Annotated in this window: 17 protein-coding genes and 5 tRNA genes; 17 read left to right on the plus strand and 5 right to left on the minus strand. The window is 50.4% G+C overall.

Annotation, left to right across the window (positions count from 1 at the left end):
* Positions 1–292 precede the first annotated feature (292 nt).
* Positions 293–820 (plus strand): flavodoxin FldA, encoded by a 528-nt coding sequence (fldA, locus tag UC14_RS18510; protein WP_013576468.1) that lies wholly within the window; start codon positions 293–295, stop codon positions 818–820.
* A 312-nt stretch (positions 821–1132) separates the two neighbouring features.
* Positions 1133–1588 (plus strand): ferric iron uptake transcriptional regulator, encoded by a 456-nt coding sequence (fur, locus tag UC14_RS18515; protein WP_013576469.1) that lies wholly within the window; start codon positions 1133–1135, stop codon positions 1586–1588.
* 128 nt (positions 1589–1716) lie between these two features.
* On the opposite strand, the gene chiQ is transcribed toward fur, so the two are convergent.
* From chiQ to nagE, 4 genes are all read right to left on the minus strand, one after another.
* Complete coding sequence (gene chiQ, locus UC14_RS18520) at positions 1717–2052, minus strand: ChiQ/YbfN family lipoprotein (protein ID WP_198670089.1); 336 nt, start codon at positions 2050–2052, stop codon at positions 1717–1719.
* Positions 2053–2065: 13 nt separating this feature from the next.
* Complete coding sequence (locus tag UC14_RS18525) at positions 2066–3436, minus strand: OprD family outer membrane porin (RefSeq protein ID WP_223509244.1); 1371 nt, start codon at positions 3434–3436, stop codon at positions 2066–2068.
* Between the two features lie 478 nt (positions 3437–3914).
* On the minus strand, positions 3915–5585 hold the full coding sequence (gene glnS, locus UC14_RS18530; RefSeq protein WP_015690263.1) for a glutamine--tRNA ligase: 1671 nt from the start codon (positions 5583–5585) through the stop codon (positions 3915–3917).
* Positions 5586–5777: 192 nt separating this feature from the next.
* Positions 5778–7814 (minus strand): N-acetylglucosamine-specific PTS transporter subunit IIBC, encoded by a 2037-nt coding sequence (gene nagE, locus UC14_RS18535; protein ID WP_112198176.1) that lies wholly within the window; start codon positions 7812–7814, stop codon positions 5778–5780.
* 385 nt (positions 7815–8199) lie between these two features.
* Here nagE and nagB point away from each other — a divergent pair, with 385 nt between their 5' ends.
* From nagB to UC14_RS18585, 10 genes are all read left to right on the plus strand, one after another.
* Positions 8200–9000 (plus strand): glucosamine-6-phosphate deaminase, encoded by an 801-nt coding sequence (gene nagB, locus UC14_RS18540; RefSeq protein ID WP_013576474.1) that lies wholly within the window; start codon positions 8200–8202, stop codon positions 8998–9000.
* A gap of 149 nt (positions 9001–9149) precedes the next feature.
* A complete protein-coding gene (nagA, locus tag UC14_RS18545) occupies positions 9150–10289 on the plus strand; it encodes an N-acetylglucosamine-6-phosphate deacetylase (protein WP_013576475.1) in 1140 nt (379 codons plus the stop codon).
* Between the two features lie 20 nt (positions 10290–10309).
* Positions 10310–11533: an N-acetylglucosamine repressor gene (locus UC14_RS18550; RefSeq protein WP_013576476.1), complete on the plus strand. Its 1224-nt coding sequence runs from the start codon at positions 10310–10312 to the stop codon at positions 11531–11533.
* A gap of 57 nt (positions 11534–11590) precedes the next feature.
* Positions 11591–12343: an HAD-IIA family hydrolase gene (locus UC14_RS18555; protein WP_015690266.1), complete on the plus strand. Its 753-nt coding sequence runs from the start codon at positions 11591–11593 to the stop codon at positions 12341–12343.
* Between the two features lie 360 nt (positions 12344–12703).
* Positions 12704–14368, plus strand: a complete 1665-nt coding sequence (gene asnB, locus UC14_RS18560; protein ID WP_013576478.1) for an asparagine synthase B — start codon at positions 12704–12706, stop codon at positions 14366–14368.
* 228 nt (positions 14369–14596) lie between these two features.
* Positions 14597–14673: transfer RNA gene (locus UC14_RS18565), tRNA-Met, on the plus strand.
* Between the two features lie 7 nt (positions 14674–14680).
* Positions 14681–14765 (plus strand) — tRNA-Leu (locus UC14_RS18570).
* A 23-nt stretch (positions 14766–14788) separates the two neighbouring features.
* A tRNA-Gln gene (locus UC14_RS18575) sits at positions 14789–14863 on the plus strand.
* A gap of 92 nt (positions 14864–14955) precedes the next feature.
* Positions 14956–15032, plus strand: a tRNA-Met gene (locus UC14_RS18580).
* 44 nt (positions 15033–15076) lie between these two features.
* Positions 15077–15151: transfer RNA gene (locus UC14_RS18585), tRNA-Gln, on the plus strand.
* 107 nt (positions 15152–15258) lie between these two features.
* On the opposite strand, the gene ubiF is transcribed toward UC14_RS18585, so the two are convergent.
* A complete protein-coding gene (ubiF, locus tag UC14_RS18590) occupies positions 15259–16443 on the minus strand; it encodes a 3-demethoxyubiquinol 3-hydroxylase (RefSeq protein WP_112198170.1) in 1185 nt (394 codons plus the stop codon).
* A 187-nt stretch (positions 16444–16630) separates the two neighbouring features.
* Here ubiF and miaB point away from each other — a divergent pair, with 187 nt between their 5' ends.
* The 5 genes from miaB (at position 16631) to lnt (ending at position 22362) form a co-directional block, all read left to right on the plus strand.
* Positions 16631–18055 (plus strand): tRNA (N6-isopentenyl adenosine(37)-C2)-methylthiotransferase MiaB, encoded by a 1425-nt coding sequence (miaB, locus tag UC14_RS18595; protein WP_013576480.1) that lies wholly within the window; start codon positions 16631–16633, stop codon positions 18053–18055.
* A gap of 245 nt (positions 18056–18300) precedes the next feature.
* Positions 18301–19377, plus strand: coding sequence for a PhoH family protein (locus UC14_RS18605; RefSeq protein WP_112151683.1), 1077 nt, complete (start codon positions 18301–18303; stop codon positions 19375–19377).
* Positions 19374–19847, plus strand: a complete 474-nt coding sequence (gene ybeY / locus UC14_RS18610; RefSeq protein WP_013576482.1) for an rRNA maturation RNase YbeY — start codon at positions 19374–19376, stop codon at positions 19845–19847. Before UC14_RS18605 ends, ybeY begins: the two co-directional genes overlap by 4 nt.
* A 99-nt stretch (positions 19848–19946) precedes the next feature.
* Complete coding sequence (gene corC, locus UC14_RS18615; RefSeq protein WP_013576483.1) at positions 19947–20825, plus strand: CNNM family magnesium/cobalt transport protein CorC; 879 nt, start codon at positions 19947–19949, stop codon at positions 20823–20825.
* 7 nt (positions 20826–20832) lie between these two features.
* Positions 20833–22362, plus strand: a complete 1530-nt coding sequence (gene lnt / locus UC14_RS18620; RefSeq protein ID WP_112151684.1) for an apolipoprotein N-acyltransferase — start codon at positions 20833–20835, stop codon at positions 22360–22362.
* The last annotated feature ends 377 nt before the right edge of the window (positions 22363–22739 follow it).

A 22739-nucleotide genomic window follows, 5' to 3' on the forward strand; every position in this document is an offset into this window, starting at 1 on the left:
TATTATGTTGAGATTGCTCCCGAATCATCTATCGGCGGAATGTTCTCGAAATTTAGTATTGTGACGACTTATTTCTCAAACTTGCTTTTGACCTTATTAAGCCTGAGGTTAATTCGCCGCAGGTGAAAGCACACAAAGGCGATAACACATAAAAATATTGCCCGATAAACTTATTTCCCAGTTAAGAAGGCGAGCAGAAGCATATTCTCCGCCGCACGAGTTTGCTATCATCTGCATTATTATTGCCTGCGTTGCAGAGCACTTCATTGAGAACAAGAGGTTAGGTAATCTTATGGCCGTTGTAGGTATCTTCTTTGGATCCGATACAGGTAACACCGAAAACATCGCAAAAATGATCCAGAAGCAATTGGGTAAAGATGTTGCAGAGGTGCATGACATTGCGAAGAGCAGCAAAGAGGATCTGGAAAAATTCGATATTTTGCTTATCGGCATTCCAACCTGGTATTACGGTGAAGCGCAGTGTGACTGGGACGACTTTTTCCCAACGCTGGAAGAGATAGATTTCGAAGGTAAGCTGGTGGCACTGTTTGGTTGCGGTGACCAGGAAGACTACGCCGAATATTTCTGCGATGCGCTGGGCACCGTGCGCGATATCATTGAGCCACGCGGCGCAGTGATTGTCGGACATTGGCCTACCGAAGGTTACCACTTTGAAGCATCTAAAGGCCTGGCGGATGATAAGCACTTCATAGGACTGGCAATTGACGAAGATCGTCAGCCCGAACTGACCAGCGAACGTGTTGATGCCTGGGTGAAACAGATCACAGAAGAACTTAGCCTTTCTGAAATTATTGGCTAAAAACCCTGTTGGCCCTGAGGATTTATTCTACAATTGAAGGGCCAAACTATTACTGAAATTAACAATTTAACTGCTACAAAATTGTAACTTTCGGTCGTATCAAGGTACACTGAGTTCCTCTGTTTTTTCTATTGATCAAGTCGTTGCATTCCAAATGTGACCGGCAATTTGTGATCTTTATTAACAGGCTGTCGTTGACGAGAATTGGCACATTGCGTTAAACGAAGAGACTAAACGAATAATTTTGTGCCGCCGATGCCACAGGCTGCATGCCTCAACTTGATTAGCACATAGTAACAGGACTGAATCCGCATGACTGACAACAACACCGCACTGAAGAAAGCCGGCTTAAAAGTCACGCTTCCGCGCCTCAAAATCCTGGAAGTGCTGCAAGCGCCGGAAGGTCATCACGTTAGTGCGGAAGATCTTTACAAGCAACTGATTGATATGGGTGAAGAAATTGGCCTGGCGACGGTTTACCGCGTTCTGAACCAGTTTGACGACGCCGGTATTGTCACCCGTCATAACTTCGAAGGCGGCAAGTCCGTATTCGAACTGACCCAGCAACATCACCATGACCACCTGATCTGTCTGGATTGCGGTCGTGTGATCGAATTCCGTGACGAATATATTGAAGGTCGTCAGCGTGAGATTGCTAAGAAACACGGTATCAAGCTCACCAACCACAGCCTGTATTTGTACGGTCACTGTGAAGCAGGCGATTGCCGCGAAGATGACTCTTTGCACAACGATAAACCTGCGCAGTAATCTGCACAGGCTTTGACTAAATTAACCGCTGAAAAGCGGTTTTTTTATGTCTGATATCGACGCAGATTGAGCCCGGATAGCAGGCATAAAAAACCCCGGCAAGCCGGGGTATGTTTCGCTGCTGAGATTCACGACTTAGGTGAATTGTTCGTTTTTATTTCCTGCCAGATTTTCCCGCAATCAGCAGCATATGCCTGACCGTCGCCAGTTTTACGCGCCGTCAGACATCGCTGGTAATCCAACACACGTACCGTTTCTTGTTCCGCAAATTGCTGGTGGGCTTTTTCCTGTTTCAGTTTATTCAGTAACACCTCGCAGGATGCCAGTTTGTCCGGATTGCCTTCTGACGTATTGATACAGGCACGGTAATCTTCCCGCGTTTGGGATATTTGTGCCTGATCGGCGGTGGGTGCACAACCGGCCAGCAAAACAGCCGAAACCATGATCATCAGTAATTTATTCATCGACATAGCGACCTCAGAAAATAGTAAATGGAGCGATAACGATGAATTTCACGTCTTTTTCATCCTGGAAAATGTTGCCGTAACCGCCGCCCCAGCTCGGTATGTCCGAATGGTTGTCGTACTGGGTGTAATGCAGTTTGAACAACGTCCCTTTGGCGCGCCCTTCCTGAATGGTGTACAGCGCATCCAGGCTCCATGCGCTTTCTTTCAGACGCTGGCTCTGGTCATAAGCGGCGTTGGTGCTCGGTTTGGCATCCCACGCATAGACGTACGAACCACCGACCGCGAACCCCGGCAGGTCCCATTTCGCCAGATCATAAAGCACGCCGGCATATACTGCTTTTTCACCGTTGGCGTTGAAGTCCGAGCGGTTGTCCCACCACACATCAAGACGGCCGTTTGAGGAAGAATAAGTCGGGGTCATGCGCTGCAGGAAGTAGCCCTGATTCCCTTCCGCTTTCACCATCGTCCCTTCCAGACGCCAGTTAAACTGCCCGGTGGTATAGCCAAAGGTCAGTGCCTGCAACCATGCCAGACCGTCATACAGACTGTTCGGATCATTCTTGTCACTGATGCGGTCTTCTGCACCATAGAACTGATAGCTGGTGGTCAGCGGATTGCCCAGCAGATCCATTTTGTACGAGGCCTTAGCAAAGTACTGATCGACATAACTTTCAGCCTGGCCAAATGCGCCTTCCAGTACGAAGTCATTTTTAAAATCATATTTCGCACCGAGCGAATGAATATAAGAAACGCCGGTTTTCTTGTCATTCTGGCGGAAATCATCCATTTCCAGATGCCACGGCGATTTATATTCATCAGCCCACATATAGGAGAAACTCAGTTCACCCGGGTCACCGAAATCGTGTTTATAACCGGCTTCCGCACCGCGATACGTACCCGGCATAAAGCTCCAGTGCGGTGCGATCAGCGTCTGTCCGGTAGGCTGAATATACCCTGCGTGCCCCCAGAATCCGCCATATTTGAATTTACCGGCTGCCTTATAAAGACTGACCCCACTTTTATCCCCGGAGTAATCTTCGTCGTAGGCGCGGTTGCTGTTAGAAAAGGCGATTTCGTTGGGATGGCCGCTCTCGCTGCTCTCAGCCATTTCAATCGCCGTAAAGGCTGCGATATCAATACCAAACATGTCCCAGGCATAGCCGGAAGAAAAATCGAGGTTCAGGTTAGCGGTAGAATGCGAAAGGTTGGTTGTATAGTCTTTGTAGTGGTCACTCGCCGGATCCATGTCCTTGCGGTCACGTTCACGCTGCCAGTAGTACACACCGCCGGTCAGTGTGGAATCATCAATAAAACCGGCTGCTTTGGTCTCTTGTGAAAACATCATTCCGCCACCCAGTAAGGTGCCGGCGAGAGAATACATGGCAGGTTTCAGGTAAGCCGATCCCCTGCCCCTGTTACGGCGCTTGTGCATAGAGATTCCTCATGTTGACTAAAAAAACGAGCAAAACCCAAACGGGTATAAAAAGCGGTCGCCAGAGGCGTAACCGGTTAAATCAACATCAAGAGTATTTTTCGCGACGCGAATTATCAATGAGTAATTAATCATTAATTATCGAAATATGACAAAGTGCACATAAAGATGAAAAAGCATTACAGAGGTATGCAGGAAAGGATTAAAGCAATGGACTATAATAATATATAATTAAAACATACGATTAAACAAAATCATCTTACAGTTTAAACGTTTCAGCAATATGAACGGCTGTGGCACAACGTTTTAAAAGTAAGCATAGGAAATACATTAATTCGCGACGAAAAACAAAAGGCATCTCTGACAAGAATAACAGGCGAAAAAAAACGCAGCCTGAACTGCGTTTTTATTACCTCATACTGAGGGCTTACGCGACGGGTTTGCTTTCCCAGGTATCACGCAGGCCAACGGTACGGTTAAACACCAGATGTTCAGCACTTGAGTAGCGATTGTCGGCACAGAAGTAACCTTCACGCTCAAACTGCAGGCTGATTTCAGCCTGTGCAGCCACCAGTGATGGCTCCACGAAACCGTGGGAAATCACCAGGGAATCCGGGTTGATGGTGGTCAGGAAGTCTTCCGCCTGGCCCGGGTTTGCGACGCTGAACAGACGGTCATACAGGCGGAACTCAGCCGGTTTACCTTCAGACGCGGACACCCAGTGGATCACGCCTTTCACCTTGCGGCCATCGGCAGGATCTTTGCTCAGCGTGTCGATATCGTAAGAACAGAAGATAGTGGTGATATTCCCTTCCTCGTCTTTCTCGATACGTTCTGCTTTGATCACATACGCATTACGCAGGCGCACTTCTTTGCCCAACACCAGACGTTTGTACTGCTTGTTGGCTTCTTCGCGGAAATCAGCCTGATCGATGTAAATCTCACGGGTAAACGGCACTTCGCGGGTGCCCATTTCCGGTTTGCCCGGATGATTCGGCATCTTCACCATCTGCACATCATCACCGGTAAAGTTTTCAATGATCACTTTAACCGGATTGATAACCGCCATGGCGCGCGGTGCGTTCTCGTTGAGATCGTCACGGATGCAAGATTCCAGCGCCATCATTTCAACGTTGTTATCCTGCTTGGTAACGCCGATACGACGGCAGAATTCACGGATAGACGCCGCGGTATAGCCCCGGCGACGCAGACCTGAAACGGTCGGCATGCGCGGGTCATCCCAGCCTTCAACAATCTTCTCGGTCACCAGCAGGTTCAGCTTGCGCTTGGACATGATGGAGTATTCGAGATTCAGACGGGAGAATTCGTACTGACGCGGGTGACATGGAATAGAAATATTATCCAGAACCCAGTCGTACAGACGACGGTTATCCTGGAATTCCAGCGTACACAGCGAATGGGTGATCCCTTCCAGCGCATCGGAAATGCAGTGGGTGAAATCGTACATCGGATAGATGCACCATTTTTTACCGGTCTGGTGATGTTCTGCGAATTTAATACGGTACAGAACCGGATCACGCATGACAAAGAATGGCGAGGCCATATCGATTTTTGCACGCAGACACGCAGCGCCTTCGGCGAACTCACCGTTACGCATTTTTTCAAATAACGCAATGTTCTCTTCCACGGTGCGATCGCGGTACGGGCTGTTTTTACCCGGCGACGTCAGGGAGCCGCGATATTCACGGATCTGGTCAGGAGACAGTTCATCAACATACGCCAGACCTTTGTTGATCAGTTCAAGCGCATAAGCATGCAGTTGATCAAAATAGTCCGAGGAGTAATGAATATCGCCGCTCCAGTCGAAACCTAACCACTGAACGTCGCGTTTGATTGACTCAACGAATTCGATGTCTTCTTTTGCCGGGTTGGTATCGTCAAAACGCAGATTACACTGGCCCTGATAGTCTTGCGCGATGCCGAAATTCAGGCAGATAGATTTCGCATGACCGATGTGCAGATAACCATTAGGCTCAGGTGGGAAACGGGTGTGAACGGTATTGTGCTTCCCGGTCGCCAGATCTTCATCAATAATCTGACGGATAAAATTTGTTGGGCGGGCTTCAGCCTCACTCATTGTGCAATTCCTCTACGCAACATTGACTCTACGGATAACCGCTTATGTTCCAACAAGCCACGCCGGGAAACAACCGTTAGTTGCATTAAATCGTGGTTATCTCTGGTGCCTCTGTCCTCAGACAATAAAAAACGGGAAGAGATCGCTCTCTTCCCGCTGTCACTACGTCGACCTGTTACATCATCCGCAGGGTTATTTGCCCTGGATATCGAACAGTTTCGTTTGACCGGCAACCACTGAACCGCTGGCCAGTGACGTCACACCGGTATAATCATCAATATTGCTGACGACTACCGGGCTGATCATTGAGCGCGCATTGGCATTCAGATAATCCAGATCCAGTTCCAGTACAGGCTGACCGGCTGTGACTGTTGCCCCTTCTTCAACCAGGCGGGTAAAGCCCTGGCCGTTCAGTGCAACAGTATCAATCCCCATATGCACCACGATTTCAGCACCGGAAATCGTTTCCAGGCAGAACGCATGATTGGTATTGAAGATTTTCACCACCGTGCCCGCAGCCGGCGACACAACGATTTTATCGGTAGGACGGATGGCAACACCATCACCCACCGCTTTGCTGGCAAAGGCTTCATCAGGCACCTGATCCAGCGCCACAATGTCACCGGTAACCGGAGACACTAAGGTTTCCACTACCGTTTTCACGCTGTTTGGCACTGCCTGAGGTTTGATTTCAGACAGTGGCGCAGCCGGAGTCACGGTAGCCGCAGCAATCGGGCCTGCATTCAGTGCGGTACGCATCGCACCGGCAATGATTTCGGCACGGGTACCGACAATCACCTGCACGCTTTGTTTATTCAGACGGATAACTCCTGAAGCGCCCAGACGTTTCGCCAGTCCGTCGTTGACCAGTGCGGAGTCTTTCACGTTCAGGCGCAGACGGGTGATACAGGCATCAATGCCGGTCAGGTTTTCTGAACCGCCGATGGCACTGATATAACGACGTGCCAGAGCAACGGTTTCGTCACCTTTGTTGCCAGCAGATTCCACATCAACGTCGTAACCGTCCGCTTCGTCACCGGCCACTGCCAGTTCACGTCCCGGGGTCAGCAGGTTGAATTTCTGGATGGTGAAACGGAACACCACATAGTAAATCACGAAGAACACCAGACCCTGAGGGATCAGCATGTACCAGTGAGTCGCCAGCGGGTTACGGGAAGACAGCACCATATCCACCAAACCTGCGCTGAAGCCGAAACCGGCAATCCAGTGCATGCTTGCTGCGATGAAGACCGAAATCCCGGTCAGTACGGCGTGAATCACATACAACACCGGCGCAACGAACATGAAGGAGAATTCCAGCGGTTCGGTGATACCGGTAAAGAAGGAAGCGAAAGCAGCAGCCAGCATGATACCAGCAACTTTTGCTTTGTTTTCAGGACGTGCGCAGTGGTAAATCGCCAGTGCCGCGCCCGGAAGACCAAACATCATGATCGGGAAGAAACCTGCCTGATAACGACCGGTGATACCCACCACCGCTTTACCTGACTGGATAGATTCCTGACCACCGAGGAAGTTAGGGATATCGTTAATACCTGCAACATCAAACCAGAACACGGAGTTCAGTGCATGATGCAGACCGACCGGGATCAGTAAACGGTTGAAGAAGGCATAGATACCGGCACCGGCAGAACCCAGTTGCTGGATATGCTCACCGAAGGTCACCAGACCGTTGAAAATCAGAGGCCATACATACATCAGGATGAAGGCAACGATGATCATCAGGAAAGAAGTCAGGATCGGAACCAGACGACGACCACTGAAGAATGACAGCGCTTTCGGCAACTCGACGTGGCTGAAACGGTTGTACAACTCAGCAGAAATGATACCGACTAAGATACCGACAAACTGGTTATTGATTTTACCAAATGCCGCCGGCACCTGGTCTAACGGGATCTTCTGAATCATGGACACGGCTGCAGGCGAACACAGCGTGGTCAGCACCAGGAAACCGACAAAACCCGTCAGTGCAGCTGCACCGTCTTTGTCTTTGGACATGCCATACGCCACACCGATCGCAAACAGTACGGACATGTTTTCAATAATGGCGGAGCCAGATTTAATGAAAAATGCCGCCAGCGCATTGTCTCCCCCCCAACCCACAGGGTCGATCCAGTAACCGACGCCCATGAGGATTGCGGCGGCTGGCAACGTAGCAACGGGCACCATTAATGCCCGGCCAATCTTTTGTAAATAACTCAGTATATTCAACATTCCCCCTACTCGCCCGTAAGCGAATCACCAAAGTAGTTTAATTAGTATGTTTACTACCTTTTACATTTACCGTTCCGATTTAACCAACTGCAATTGCGAGTGTAAAAATATTATTTCGTATCGCAAATTAAAACCTCTCTTTTTGTGAGATTTGTCACCAAAAAGAGGTCATAACATGCCATTTCACTGGTCAATACACCAAACTTATTTTATCATTAAAAAAATCCAGACGGTATTGTGCCAGTCATAAACCGTTGCGGTGGTTTACGCTTAACAAGACCGCCCTGAACCCAAAACTGCTTTCTGACTTATTGTCCCGCGCTAGCACTTCTGCGGAGGACAGACACATTATATTCAATATTCTGAAACTAAGAGGTATCTGATGAGACTTATTCCATTAAACACCCCCACTGAAGTTGGCAAATGGGCTGCACGTCATATTGTTGAACGCATCAACGCATTTAAACCCACTGCTGACCGCCCTTTTGTTCTGGGCTTACCAACCGGTGGTACGCCGCTCGAAGCTTACAAACATTTAATCGCCATGCATAAAGCAGGCCAGGTTAGCTTTAAGAACGTAGTGACCTTCAACATGGACGAATATGTCGGTCTGCCGCAGGAACACCCTGAGAGCTACCATACGTTTATGTACAAAAACTTCTTTGACCACGTTGATATTCCACGCGAAAACATCAATCTGCTGAATGGTAATGCACCAGACGTCAACGAAGAATGCCGCCAGTACGAAGCGAAAATTAAGTCTTACGGCAAAATTCACCTGTTTATGGGCGGCGTGGGTAATGACGGTCATATCGCATTCAACGAACCAGCCTCTTCTCTGGCTTCCCGTACGCGTATCAAAACCCTGACCCATGAAACCCGTATCGCGAACTCACGTTTCTTCGACAACGATGTCTCTCAGGTGCCAAAATACGCCCTGACCGTTGGCGTGGGCACGTTGCTGGACGCAGAAGAAGTGATGATTCTGGTGACCGGCCATGCGAAAGCGCAGGCGCTGGAAGCGGCAGTTGAAGGTAATATCAACCATATGTGGACCATCAGCTGCCTGCAATTGCACGCGAAAGCCGTTATGGTGTGTGACGAACCGTCCACCATGGAACTGAAAGTCAAAACTGTTAAATATTTCCGCGAGTTAGAAGCGGAAAATATGAAAAATCTCTGATCCAAAATTATGCCCAAAGCCAGTCGGGTTGCGGCAAGGCGGCAACGAGCGAATCTCCGGGAGCTTACTGAAGTAAGTGACCGGAGTGAGTGAGGCAGCCAACGCAGCAGCAGCGTGACTGGAGAAGGGCAAACGTACTAGGGGGCATGATGTACGCTTTAGTGAACGGCCGGGTCTATACCGGTCATGACGTTCTGGATAACCACGCGGTGGTCATTGCCGATGGCAAAATTGAACGTGTCTGCCCGGTAAGTGAATTGCCGGCGAATGTGGAAACCCGCAGTCTGGATGGCGCCATTCTTGCCCCCGGATTTATCGATCTGCAACTTAATGGTTGTGGCGGCGTGCAGTTCAACGATTCACTGGAAGCCATTTCAGTAGAAACGTTAGAAATCATGCAGAAAGCCAATGAGAAATCCGGCTGTACCAGTTTCTTACCGACGCTGATTACCTGTAGCGACGACTACATGAAACACGGTATCAGCGTGATGCGCACCTATCTGGAAAAGTATCCGAACCAGGCACTGGGTCTGCACCTTGAAGGCCCCTACCTCAGCCCGCTGAAAAAAGGCACGCACAACCCGGCCTTTATCCGCCTGCCAGACAGCGCGATGATTGATTTTCTGTGTGCAAACGCGGACGTGATCACCCAACTGACGCTCGCACCCGAACAGGTTGATGCAAAATATATCCGCCAGATGCGTGATGCAGGAATAGTGATTTCCGCAGGCCATTCAAATTCCACCTATGCTGAAGCCCGTGCCGGTTTTGCCGCAGGTATCAGCTTTGCTACGCACCTTTATAATGCAATGCCAGCCATCACGGGCCGTCAGCCTGGTCTTATTGGTGCAATCTTCGATACGCCAGAAGTCTATACCGGCGTGATTGCTGATGGTCTTCACGTTGACTGGGCGAATATTCGCAATGCGAAAAAGCTCAAAGGCGAGAAGCTGGTGCTGGTCACTGACGCAACGGCTCCGGCTGGCGCGAATATTGATGAGTTCATTTTTGCCGGTAAAACAATATACTACCGTGACGGACTCTGTGTGGACGAAAACGGAACACTGAGCGGCTCTGCGCTGACGATGATCGAAGCGGTACAAAATAGCGTCGAACATGTTGGCATCGCGCTGGACGAAACGCTGCGTATGGCAACGCTTTATCCGGCACGCGCCATTGGTGTTGAAGACCAACTGGGCAGCATCGAAGCAGGTAAAGTCGCCAACCTCACCGCGTTCACTCATGATTTTAAAATCACAAAAACTATCGTTAATGGTGACGAAGTTTAATTGAGCGGATAACAGCATTGATGACAACTGGCGGACAGCAGGCACAAATCGGCAACGTTGATCTGGTTAAGCAGTTAAACGGCGCGGCGGTTTACCGCCTGATTGACCAACAAGGTCCCATCTCGCGCATTCAGATTGCTGACATGAGTCAGTTAGCGCCCGCCAGTGTGACCAAAATTACCCGACAATTGCTTGAGCGCGGGCTGATTAAAGAAGTTGATCAGCAGGCTTCCACCGGAGGGCGCCGCGCTATTTCTATCATCACCGAAACCCGCCCTTTCCATACCATCGCAGTACGTCTTGGTCGCCATGATGCGACGATAACGCTTTATGATCTCAGCGCAAAATCGCTGGCCGAACAACATTACGCCCTGCCCGAACGCACTCAGGAAACCCTGGAGAACGCGCTGTTCGAGGCTATACAGCAATTCATTGAACTAAATCAGCGCAAAATCCGCGAACTGATTGCCATTTCCGTCATCCTTCCGGGGCTGGTCGATCCGAATAAAGGCATCGTGCGCTATATGCCGCATATCAGCGTGGGCGCGTGGAAATTAGTCGATGCGCTGGAAGCCCGGTTTAAAGTCACCAGTTTTGTCGGCCACGATATCCGCAGTCTGGCGCTTGCCGAACACTACTTCGGTGCAACCCGCGACTGTCAGGACTCCATTTTGGTTCGTTTACACCGTGGTACCGGTGCCGGAATCATCGTTAACGGCCAGATTTTTCTCGGCAGTAACGGCAACGTCGGTGAAATCGGCCATATTCAGATCGACCCGCTGGGCGAACGCTGCCACTGCGGTAATTTCGGCTGTCTGGAAACCGTTGCGGCTAACGCTGCCATCGAAAATCGGGTGCGCCATTTACTGACGCAAGGCTACGCCAGCAAGCTGAGTCTGAATGACTGTTCAATTTCGGCGATCTGCAAAGCGGCCAACCGCCACGATCCGCTGGCAACCGAAGTCATCGAACACGTTGGCCGCCAGCTGGGTAAAGGGGTGTCGATCGCGATAAATCTGTTCAACCCGCAAAAAGTCGTGATTGCCGGCGAAATCACCGAAGCCGATAAGGTTCTGCTTCCGGCAATTCAGAACTGCATTAATGCGCAGGTTCTGAAAGATTTCCGCCGTAATTTACCGGTAGTGACCTCTGCCCTGAATCATCAGTCAGCGATTGGTGCGTTTGCCCTGGTTAAACGGGCGATGCTGAATGGCGTTCTGTTACAGCGTCTGATGGAAAATTAAGACGTGCTATAGTATCTGGCTGCCAGGAATGGGACTGAAAATGTGGGTTTGGAAATTATGACGATAAAGAACGTAATTTGTGACATTGATGGCGTGCTGTTGCACGACAATACCGCAGTACCTGGCGCCGATCGTTTTCTGGCGCGGATTCAGGAACAGGGAATGCCTCTGGTTATTCTCACTAACTACCCTTCCCAGACAGCACAGGATCTGGCAAACCGCTTCGGCGCTGCCGGTCTCGACGTGCCTGAAAGTGCATTTTTCACCTCTGCGATGGCCACAGCCGATTTCCTCAAACGTCAGGAAGGCAAAAAAGCCTATGTCGTCGGCGAAGGTGCGCTGATTCATGAACTCTATAAAGCCGGTTTTACCATTACCGATATCAATCCTGATTTCGTGATTGTCGGCGAAACCCGTTCTTATAACTGGGACATGATCCATAAAGCCGCCTATTTCGTGGCAAACGGCGCGCGCTTTATCGCGACAAATCCTGATAACCACGGACACGGTTTTGTTCCTGCCTGCGGCGCATTGTGTGCACCGATCGAAAAAATTACCGGACGCCAGCCATTTTATGTCGGCAAACCGAGTCCGTGGATTATCCGTTCGGCGTTAAATAAAATGCAGGCGCATTCCGAAGATACCGTCATTGTGGGGGATAATCTGCGTACTGACATTCTGGCGGGCTTCCAGGCAGGTCTGGAAACCGTTCTGGTGCTGACTGGCGTTTCCACGCTCAACGATATTGAGGGAATGCCTTTCCGTCCGACCTGGATTTACCCTTCAGTTGCCGATATCGACGTGATTTAAGCGTTTCCTGCCACTGCCTGAAAACGAGTCTGGAGCTTTATTCAGGCTCTTTTTTTTGTCTTGCCGTCTGATTTTTATCCACTTTTCTCTTTTTTTGAATCCTCCTCAATTTTTGGCGATTAAATTAATAATCCGCTAATAGAATCGCTATAAAACTGGTGATTCATCAAAGATCACCCACCATCAACCAACTATTTATCAGAAGAGCGTTAAACCACTTGCACAACATAGGGGTTTTGACGCATTTTCATAGTCAGCAACGCAACAACGCCGGGCTAAAACTGAAAGAACGGCAACGTTGATCCTCATTCGTAATCATAAAAATAACAGCCAGAGAAAGGTCGTTAGGGAGAAAGTCATATGTGTTCAATTTTCGGTGTGCTCGATATCAAAACTGACGCTGTCGAGCTGCGCAAAAAAGCGCTGGAACTGTCGCGCCTGATGCGTCACCGCGGACCCGACTGGTCCGGTGTGTTTGCCAGCGATAAAGCCATTCTGTCGCATGAGCGTCTGTCCATTGTCGACGTGAACAACGGCGCACAACCTTTGTACAACGCAGCACACACCCACGTTCTGGCTGTGAACGGCGAAATTTACAACCATCAGGCTTTGCGCGCAGAACTGGGCGACAAGTATGAATTCCAGACCGCATCTGACTGTGAAGTCATTCTGGCGCTGTATCAGGAAAAAGGCCCTGCCTTCCTCGATGAACTGCAAGGTATGTTCGCCTTTATTCTGTATGACACAGAAAAAGACGCGTACCTGATTGGCCGCGACCATCTGGGCATTATCCCGCTGTACATGGGCTACGACGAACACGGCAACATGTACGTCGCTTCAGAAATGAAAGCGCTGGTGCCGGTTTGTCGCACCATCAAAGAATTCCCGGCAGGCAGCTATCTGTGGAGCCAGGACGGTGAAATTCGCGAATACTACCAGCGTGACTGGTTTGACTTCGAAAACGTCAAAGACAATGTGACCGACGCTGCAGCGCTGAAAGATGCGCTGGAAGAAGCGGTAAAAAGTCACCTGATGTCTGACGTGCCTTACGGCGTGCTGCTGTCCGGTGGTCTGGATTCCTCCGTGATTTCCGCCATCACCAAGAAATTTGCCGGCCGCCGTATTGAAGATAAAGATCAGAGCGAAGCCTGGTGGCCGCAACTGCACTCCTTTGCCGTCGGTCTGCAAGGTTCACCGGACCTGCGCGCTGCTCAGGAAGTCGCCAACCATTTAGGCACCGTGCACCACGAAATTCACTTCACCGTGCAGGAAGGTCTGGATGCTATCCGCGATGTTATCTATCACATTGAAACGTATGACGTCACGACTATCCGCGCATCAACGCCGATGTATCTGATGTCGCGTAAAATCAAAGCGATGGGCATCAAAATGGTGTTGTCTGGCGAAGGCGCAGACGAAGTGTTGGGCGGCTACCTGTATTTCCATAAAGCACCAAACGCTAAAGAATTCCATGAAGAAACCGTGCGTAAATTGCTGGCCCTGCATATGTATGACTGTGCGCGTGCCAACAAAGCCATGTCAGCCTGGGGTGTTGAAGCCCGCGTCCCGTTCCTGGACAAAAAATTCCTCGACGTCGCGATGCGTATCAACCCGAAAGACAAGATGTGCGGCAACGGCAAGATGGAGAAACATATCCTGCGTGAATGTTTCGAGTCTTATTTGCCACACAGCGTGGCCTGGCGCCAGAAAGAACAGTTCTCTGATGGCGTAGGTTACAGCTGGATCGATACCTTAAAAGAAGTGGCCTCTCAGCAGATCACCGATCAACAGCTTGAAACTGCACATTTCCGTTTCCCGTACAACACGCCGACCTCGAAAGAAGGCTACCTGTACCGTACGATTTTTGAAGAGTTATTCCCGGTGCCAAGCGCGGCTGAATGTGTGCCTGGCGGGCCGTCAGTGGCCTGTTCTTCAGCGAAAGCTATTGAATGGGACGAAGCGTTCAAAAACATGGACGATCCTTCTGGCCGTGCCGTTGGCGTGCATCAGTCCGCTTATAAATAACCGATTTACCGGTAAATATCCTTGTAGCAAACGGGCCTCTTCAGGCCCGTTTTTTAATGGGTAAAGTCAGTAAAAATAATGTCTTTTGTCCAATTAATCACCAGAGTGGTTATAAGCCAGACAAATGGACGCCGTCAGGCCTTTTTCTCCAAAAAAGGTGTTGACGCAAAACGGTCATATACGCATAATGCGCCCCGCAACGCCGATGAAGGTAGCGCGAAAAAAGATGGCTACGTAGCTCAGTTGGTTAGAGCACATCACTCATAATGATGGGGTCACAGGTTCGAATCCCGTCGTAGCCACCATCTTTTTGCGGGAGTGGCGAAATTGGTAGACGCACTAGATTTAGGTTCTAGCGCCGCAAGGTGTGCGAGTTCAAGTCTCGCCTCCCGCACCATTTCCAGACATCGGCAGCACAGTTGGGGTATCGCCAAGCGGTAAGGCACTGGTTTTTGATACCAGCATTCCCTGGTTCGAATCCAGGTACCCCAGCCATACTTCTTTCTGTATAATTGGTAAGCACTTGAAATTTATTATTAAGTTAGTTAAATTAGTGCTTGAAGTTTTGAAGTAAGTCAGTAGAATTTGGCTACGTAGCTCAGCTGGTTAGAGCACATCACTCATAATGATGGGGTCACAGGTTCAAATCCCGTCGTAGCCACCATTTTACTTGCAGTACACTACTCAAAAGGTAGTGAGAAACAAAATTGGGGTGTCGCCAAGCGGTAAGGCTCTGGTTTCTGATACCAGCATACCCAGGTTCGAATCCTGGCACCCCAGCCACATTAGAAAGGCCTGCTTTTTAGCAGGCCTTTTGCTTTTCTGTATTTTAAATATTTATCTAAAAATAGAGGTCTGGTGGAGATGTTTTCCCACCAGCCTTGACGTCATTAAATCCCCAATGCGTATTTAAGTGCTTTGGTTTTCAGTGCGCCCGTACGTTGTGCGGTCATCAGCGCCAGATTACGCAACGCTTTCACCGGTGCCAGATCGTTACTGAAGGCGGTATAGAATAAATCCATCCCACTTTGCATCAGCAGATTATCCAGACGACGCTGACGCTGATAGCGCAGTAAGACTTTCTCGCTGCTCCACGCTTCATCATGATCACGCGCCTTTTCCAGCACCGATAACAATGCTTCCACATCACGGTATCCCAGATTGACGCCCTGCCCTGCCAGAGGATTGATGGTGTGCGCTGCGTCACCCACCAGCGCCAGCCCCGGTAAGACATAACGCTGAACGTGACGGCGAACCAGTGGGAATGCACCTGCGGATATTGCTTTCACTGTGCCCAGCCGTGCCGGGAAAGCCTGCATCACTTCTGTCGTAAGTTGCTGCATATTCAGCGTTTTCAGATAACGGATACGCTGCGGGCTGTCATACCAGACCAGCGAGGCCTGATTATCAAACAGCGGCAGGAACGCCCGCGGGCCGGAAGGGAAAAATTGCTGCCATGTCACGTACTGATTCGGCGTTGCGGTTTCGACATGAATCAGCATACAGTGCTGGCGGTATTCCCAGCCATCCACACCAATCCCCGCTAACTGCCGCACCAGGGAATTCGCACCATCGGCAGCGACCACAAGTGGCGTGCGCAGTAATTCACCCGTAGTCAGTTGCAAAGACCAGGTTTTATCATCGTGCTGCAAAAGGTGACGCAATTTTGCCGGGCACAAACGGGTCAGACTGGTGAGGGCATCAAACTGTTGCCACAGCGCCAGCTGAAGTACCCGGTTTTCGACCATGAAGCCCAGTTCCGGCAATCCGAGAGACTGCGCATCAAATTTCACTTCAGAACCGTCAACTTCCCAGGTTTCCAGGCGGCGGTATGGGACTGAGCGCATTTTCTCAACCGCACCCCACGCACCCAGTTTCTGTAAAAAGCGCACAGACGCACAACCAATCGCGGAGATACGCAAATCAGCCGGCGCTGACGGATCAAACCCGGCAGGTTCTTCATTCTCTATCAGAGCAACCTGCAATCCCTGCTGCGCCAGCCCCAGGGCTGTGGCAGCGCCCACCATGCCGCCACCCACAATGACTGCATCAAATGTCTTCTCAGAATTATTCATTTTATTCCGGCTTTCTGTTCAGTTCATTATGCGAAGTGTACCGGATTTTTGTGTTGGCATCAGGGCCTAAGCTGCTTTCCTGCACTGGTCAGCACTGGAGTGAGGGTTTACAATAGCGCCCCTGAACTATGCTATGCACTGCGGCACTGCCGATCTAACGTTTCCCGTATTGAGTACTGACACGCTGATGACTAAAAAACTGCACATAAAAACCTGGGGCTGCCAGATGAATGAATATGATTCATCCAAAATGGCTGACCTTCTCGACAGCACCCATGGTTACCAGCTGACGGATAACGCTGAAGAAGCAGACATTCTGCTGCTGAATACCTGCTCAATAAGGGAAAAAGCGCAGGAGAAAGTGTTCAGCCTGCTCGGACACTGGAAATTACTGAAAAAGAAAAACCCGAATATTATCATTGGGGTGGGTGGCTGCGTCGCATCACAGGAAGGCGAAATGCTGCGTAAACGTGCGCCTTGTGTCGACATCGTCTTCGGTCCGCAAACCTTGCATCGTTTACCGGAAATGGTGAACCACGTACGTGGCACCAAAAGCCCGGTCGTGGATATCAGCTTTCCTGAAATCGAAAAATTTGACCGCCTGCCGGAACCGCGCGCAGACGGCCCGACCGCTTTCGTTTCCATCATGGAAGGCTGCAACAAATATTGCAGCTTCTGTGTAGTGCCTTATACGCGCGGTGAAGAAGTCAGCCGCCCGTGCGATGACGTATTGTTTGAAGTGGCACAACTGGCCGCGCAAGGCGTGCGTGAAGTTAACCTGCTGGGCCAGAACGTTAATGCGTATCGTGGCGATGCGTTTGAGGGTGGCGTGTGCACCTTCGCTGAGCTGCTGCGTCTGGTGGCAGCGATTGACGGTATCGACCGTATCCGTTTCACCACCAGTCATCCGGTGGAATTTACTGATGATATTATAGAAGTCTATAAAGATACGCCTGAAGTGGTGAGCTTCCTGCATCTGCCGATCCAAAGTGGTTCCGATCGCATTCTGACGATGATGAAGCGTCCTCATACAGTGCTGGAATATAAATCGACTATCCGCAAGTTACGCGCCGCGCGTCCTGATATTCATTTCAGTTCAGATTTTATCATCGGTTTCCCTGGCGAAACGAACGAAGATTTTGAACGCACGATGGATTTGATTGCGCAGGTGAATTACGACGTCAGCTTCAGCTTCATCTATTCTCCGCGTCCGGGCACACCGGCGGCAGATATGGTTGATGATGTGAGCATGGATGAGAAGAAACAGCGTCTGGCGCTGTTACAGGACAGAATCACACAGCAAGTCATGCGCTTTAGCCGCGCCACGCTGGGTACTGTTCAGCGTATTCTGGTGGAAGGCACGTCCCGCAAGGACATTATGGAGCTGACCGGCCGTACCGAATGCAACCGCGTGGTCAACTTCGAAGGCACACCGGACATGATTGGTAAGTTCGTTGATGTCGAAATTGTCGACGTGTATGCCAACTCACTGCGCGGTGTGGTTGTCCGTACGGAAGAACAGATGGCGCTTCGCCTGCATGAATCACCACAATCAGTTATCGAACGCACCCGCAAAGAAAATGAATTGGGCGTTGGACTATATCAACCCTGAACCACCAGAATAATGCACAGCCTGAAATCAACAGGGCGCTCCGGCGTCCTGTTTCTTTTGAGATTTTCGGTAATAACCTCATCATAAGGGTTTAATTTTCCAGCAAAGGCCGCATATCCGGATGACGGTGCCTGCAACTGCTGCCACGGCGCAGCATATTTTGCCAAGGGCATGTATTATTAAGTCAGGTATGGTTGGCGGCTGAAAGCAGTGACTCAGCCGGGTGAAATGACAACTGGTCCGAAGTGACCCAGAGGATTCGTTTGAACGTTGTAACACAAGAGATTTTACTGGAGCCCGAAGACAACCAGCGTTTGCTGAGCCTGTGCGGGCCGTTTGATGACAATATCAAACAACTGGAGCGCCGGTTGGGCGTTGAAATCAACCGTCGTGATAACGCGTTTAAATTGGTCGGAAAGAGCCTGCCGGTTGCGGCAGCCGCCGACATCCTGCGTGATTTATACGTTGACACTGCGCCGCTGCGCGGTGAGATCCAGGATATCGATCCTGAAAAAATTCATCTGGCGATCAAAGAAAGCCGGGTGCTGGAACAAACAGCAGAAAGTGTGCCCGACTTCGGCAAAGCGGTCATCATCAAAACCAAGCGTGGCATGGTGAAGCCGCGCACGCCCAATCAGGCGCAGTATATCGCCAACATTCTCGACCACGACATCACCTTCGGGATCGGTCCTGCAGGTACCGGTAAAACATATCTGGCCGTGGCTGCTGCGGTGGATGCGCTGGAGCGTCAGGAAGTGCGCCGCATTCTTCTGACCCGCCCTGCCGTTGAAGCCGGTGAAAAACTGGGCTTCCTGCCGGGGGATCTCAGTCAGAAAGTTGACCCATATCTGCGCCCGCTGTATGACGCATTGTTCGAAATGCTCGGTTTTGAGAAAGTTGAAAAACTGATTGAGCGCAACGTTATTGAAGTCGCCCCGCTGGCTTACATGCGTGGACGTACATTGAACGACGCTTTTATTATCCTTGATGAAAGCCAGAACACGTCTATCGAACAAATGAAGATGTTCCTGACCCGTATTGGCTTTAACTCCAAAGCGGTGATCACCGGTGACGTGACGCAAATCGACTTGCCGCGTCATCAGAAATCAGGGCTTCGTCATGCGATTGAAGTGCTGTCGTCAGTCGAAGAACTCAGCTTTAACTTCTTCCACAGTGAAGACGTGGTACGTCACCCGGTCGTTGCGCGCATTGTTGTTGCGTACGAAGCCTGGGAAGAAGAAGATCAAAAACGCCGCGATGCGATTGCCGCAGAGCGTAAACATGAACATCAGAACAGCTCAACACAACAGGCCAGTCAATGAACACGGTAATCCTCGATTTACAAATTGCCTGCGAAGATGCAGCAGGTTTACCGTCAGAAAATGATTTTCAGACCTGGCTTGAAGCGGTTCTTCCTCAGTTTCAGGAAGAATCAGAAGTCACAATCCGTCTGGTCGATATCCCTGAAAGTCATGAACTTAATATGACTTATCGTGGGATGGATAAACCGACCAACGTGTTATCCTTTCCGTTCGAAGCACCTCCTGGTATGGAGATGCCGCTTCTTGGCGACCTGATTATTTGTCGCCAGGTTGTGGAGAAAGAAGCAAAAGAGCAGGACAAAGAACTTCTGGCTCACTGGGCGCATATGGTCATTCACGGCAGTTTGCATTTGCTGGGCTATGACCATATCGTTGACGAAGAAGCCGAAGAAATGGAATCGATTGAAACTGAAATCATGCAGGGTCTGGGGTATCCGGATCCGTATATTTCAGAGAAAGAAGATAACTAAGCTTCACAGTAAACTCGCGTAATGCCTGCCTGATAACGTGTTTATCCGCAGGCGTTTCGCATAATTTTCACTAACTACGAGTAAAAAAAACCAAACGCCATGAGCGATGACCATTCACAAAATAGTGACAGCCCCAGTCCCAAGAAGGGCTTCTTTTCCCTTATCCTTAGCCAGCTTTTTCACGGTGAACCAAAAAACCGTGGCGATTTGGTTGAGCTGATCCGTGATTCAGAACAAAACGATCTGATCGACCCCGATACCCGTGACATGCTGGAAGGCGTGATGGATATCGCCGAGCAGCGCGTCCGGGACATCATGATCCCACGTTCACAAATGATCACGCTAAAACGCAACCAGCCGCTGGAAGAGTGCCTCGATGTCATTATCGAATCTGCACACTCACGCTTCCCGGTGATCAGCGAAGATAAGGATCACATTGAAGGCATCCTGATGGCCAAAGACCTGCTGCCGTTTATGCGCACAGAGTCTGAGCCATTCAGCATAGATAAAGTGCTGAGAACCGCGGTCGTTGTCCCTGAAAGCAAACGCGTAGACCGCATGCTGAAGGAATTCCGCTCACAGCGTTACCACATGGCGATTGTCGTTGATGAATTCGGCGGCGTTTCAGGTCTGGTAACCATCGAAGATATTCTCGAACTGATCGTCGGCGAAATCGATGATGAGTACGATGAAGCAGAAGATCTGGATATCCGCCAGCTCAGCCGCCATACCTACACCGTCCGCGCACTGGCACCGATCGAAGATTTTAATGAAGTGTTCCGGACCCATTACAGTGACGACGAAGTCGATACGATTGGTGGTCTGGTCATGCAGTCATTCGGCCATTTACCGGCGCGTGGTGAAAGCATTGAAATTGACGGTTACCTGTTCAAGGTTGCGATGGCCGACAGCCGTCGTATCATTCAGGTTCATGTAAAAATACCGGACGACGCGCCGCAACCGATACTGGAAGAATAATTACTTCATGGCAATTGCCTCTTTATATCAACGCCAGCGGGTTCGCGCCCTGCTGGCGCTCTTTTTCGGTGCCTGTGGCACGCTGTCATTTTCCCCTTATGACTTCTGGCCTGCGGCGATCATTTCGCTGTGCGGTCTGCTGGCATTAACGCTCGATCGTCGTCCGGCTCAGGCCGCGCTCATCGGCTTTTTCTGGGGAATGGGTCTTTTTGGCAGCGGCGTAAACTGGGTGTATGTCAGCATCGCCACGTTTGGCGGCATGCCGGAAGCGATCAACCTTTTCCTGGTGGTCTTGCTGGCAGCGTATTTATCGCTGTACACGATGTTGTTTGCCGGCTTGTTCAGCAAACTGTGGCCGAAAACCACCTGGTGGAAACTGGCACTTGGCGCGCCCGCCTTGTGGCAAGTTACTGAATTCCTGCGCGGCTGGGTGCTGACCGGTTTCCCGTGGTTACAGTTCGGCTACAGCCAGATCGACGGTCCGCTGAAAGGCCTCGCGCCGATTACCGGCGTCGACGGCATCACGATTTTACTCACCTCGCTGAGCGGACTGATTGTGTACGCGGTACATCAGCGTCGCGTCACACCGGGAATTATCGCTGTTGCCATGCTGTTACTGCCGTGGCCGCTGCGTTATATCCACTGGTATCAGGAACAGCCAGATAAAACGGTCGATGTGGCGCTGGTTCAGGGCAATATTCCACAGTCCATGAAATGGGATCCGAAAGCGCTGGAAAGTGCGCTGCAGACCTATCTCGATCTCAGCCGCCCGTACGTGGGTAAATCCAGCATGATCATCTGGCCGGAATCAGCAATTTCAGACATTGAATCCGATCAGCAGGGCTTCCTGAGCATGGTGGATAATATCTACCGCTCACACGGCACCCAGTTAATCACCGGCATTATCGATGCCCGTCGCAATGAAGAAGGCATGAAAGTGTATAACAGCGCCATCGTGCTCGGCGGTGAAAAGCCCTATCACTATCCTGACGGAAACCGCTTCAACAAACATCATCTGGTGCCTTTTGGAGAGTTCGTACCGCTGGAAGCCATTCTTCGCCCGCTGGCACCTTTCTTCGATTTGCCGATGTCCGGGCTGACCAGTGGTGATTACGTGCAGAAACCGTTGTTTGTCAGTGGCCTGAATCTGACCACGGCGATTTGTTACGAAGTCGTCTTCGGCGAACAGGTGCGCGACAATCTGCAACCGGATACTAATTTCCTGCTGACAATTTCAAACGATGCCTGGTTTGGTCATTCGATTGGCCCATGGCAACACTTCCAGATGGCACGTATGCGTTCGCTGGAACTGGGTCGCCCGTTGCTGCGCAGTACCAATAATGGCATTACCGCCGTCGTTGATGCTCAGGGCGATGTGACCCACGAAATTCCGCAGTTTACCCGTCAGGTGCTGAACGTGAAGGTCACACCGACAACGGGTATGACACCTTATGCCCGGGCTGGCTGGTGGCCGGTGTGGTTTGCTACGGCAGTCATGGCGGCAGTTGCGCTGTGGTTGGGTCGCCGTAAATCCTGAGTACAAGCGTTTTGTTTCTAAAACAGGCACCTCCGGGTGTCTGTTCTTTTTTGTAGCACCCCTTTTTAATCTCAATACCCCTCCCCTTTTACCTGCTGCCGATTGTTTCGACTGCGGCATTAAGCGCTGCCGATTTGCCCGCTTATGAAGTTAAATCAGGCCATTTGGCACGACTCTTGCTACATCTGATTGAAAGATATCTGATTAGTTACTTTTTATGACAGGATGCATCATTTTGGTACAAACAGGCTGCTCCTCATGCACTTTCCGGGTGCATAGCCGTTTGATTGCTTTGATTTGGTGCGTGTCTCGTCTCAAAAAAGAAACAATGTGGTTTCATAATATTCACATTCAGCTATTTTCTAGCTTCATATGAC

Origin of the sequence: Rahnella sp. NRRL B-41462, from assembly GCF_003263525.1 — a bacterium.
Lineage (GTDB): Bacteria > Pseudomonadota > Gammaproteobacteria > Enterobacterales > Enterobacteriaceae > Rahnella > Rahnella aceris.

Coding starts and splice junctions, on each gene's coding strand:
- fldA (WP_013576468.1), top strand. CDS start 293: ATGGCCGTTGTAGGTATCTTCTTTGGATCCGATACAGGTAACACCGAA.
- fur (WP_013576469.1), top strand. CDS start 1,133: ATGACTGACAACAACACCGCACTGAAGAAAGCCGGCTTAAAAGTCACG.
- chiQ (WP_198670089.1), bottom strand. CDS start 2,052: ATGAATAAATTACTGATGATCATGGTTTCGGCTGTTTTGCTGGCCGGT.
- UC14_RS18525 (WP_223509244.1), bottom strand. CDS start 3,436: ATGTATTCTCTCGCCGGCACCTTACTGGGTGGCGGAATGATGTTTTCA.
- glnS (WP_015690263.1), bottom strand. CDS start 5,585: ATGAGTGAGGCTGAAGCCCGCCCAACAAATTTTATCCGTCAGATTATT.
- nagB (WP_013576474.1), top strand. CDS start 8,200: ATGAGACTTATTCCATTAAACACCCCCACTGAAGTTGGCAAATGGGCT.
- nagA (WP_013576475.1), top strand. CDS start 9,150: ATGTACGCTTTAGTGAACGGCCGGGTCTATACCGGTCATGACGTTCTG.
- UC14_RS18550 (WP_013576476.1), top strand. CDS start 10,310: ATGACAACTGGCGGACAGCAGGCACAAATCGGCAACGTTGATCTGGTT.
- UC14_RS18555 (WP_015690266.1), top strand. CDS start 11,591: ATGACGATAAAGAACGTAATTTGTGACATTGATGGCGTGCTGTTGCAC.
- asnB (WP_013576478.1), top strand. CDS start 12,704: ATGTGTTCAATTTTCGGTGTGCTCGATATCAAAACTGACGCTGTCGAG.
- ubiF (WP_112198170.1), bottom strand. CDS start 16,443: ATGAATAATTCTGAGAAGACATTTGATGCAGTCATTGTGGGTGGCGGC.
- miaB (WP_013576480.1), top strand. CDS start 16,631: ATGACTAAAAAACTGCACATAAAAACCTGGGGCTGCCAGATGAATGAA.
- ybeY (WP_013576482.1), top strand. CDS start 19,374: ATGAACACGGTAATCCTCGATTTACAAATTGCCTGCGAAGATGCAGCA.
- corC (WP_013576483.1), top strand. CDS start 19,947: ATGAGCGATGACCATTCACAAAATAGTGACAGCCCCAGTCCCAAGAAG.
- lnt (WP_112151684.1), top strand. CDS start 20,833: ATGGCAATTGCCTCTTTATATCAACGCCAGCGGGTTCGCGCCCTGCTG.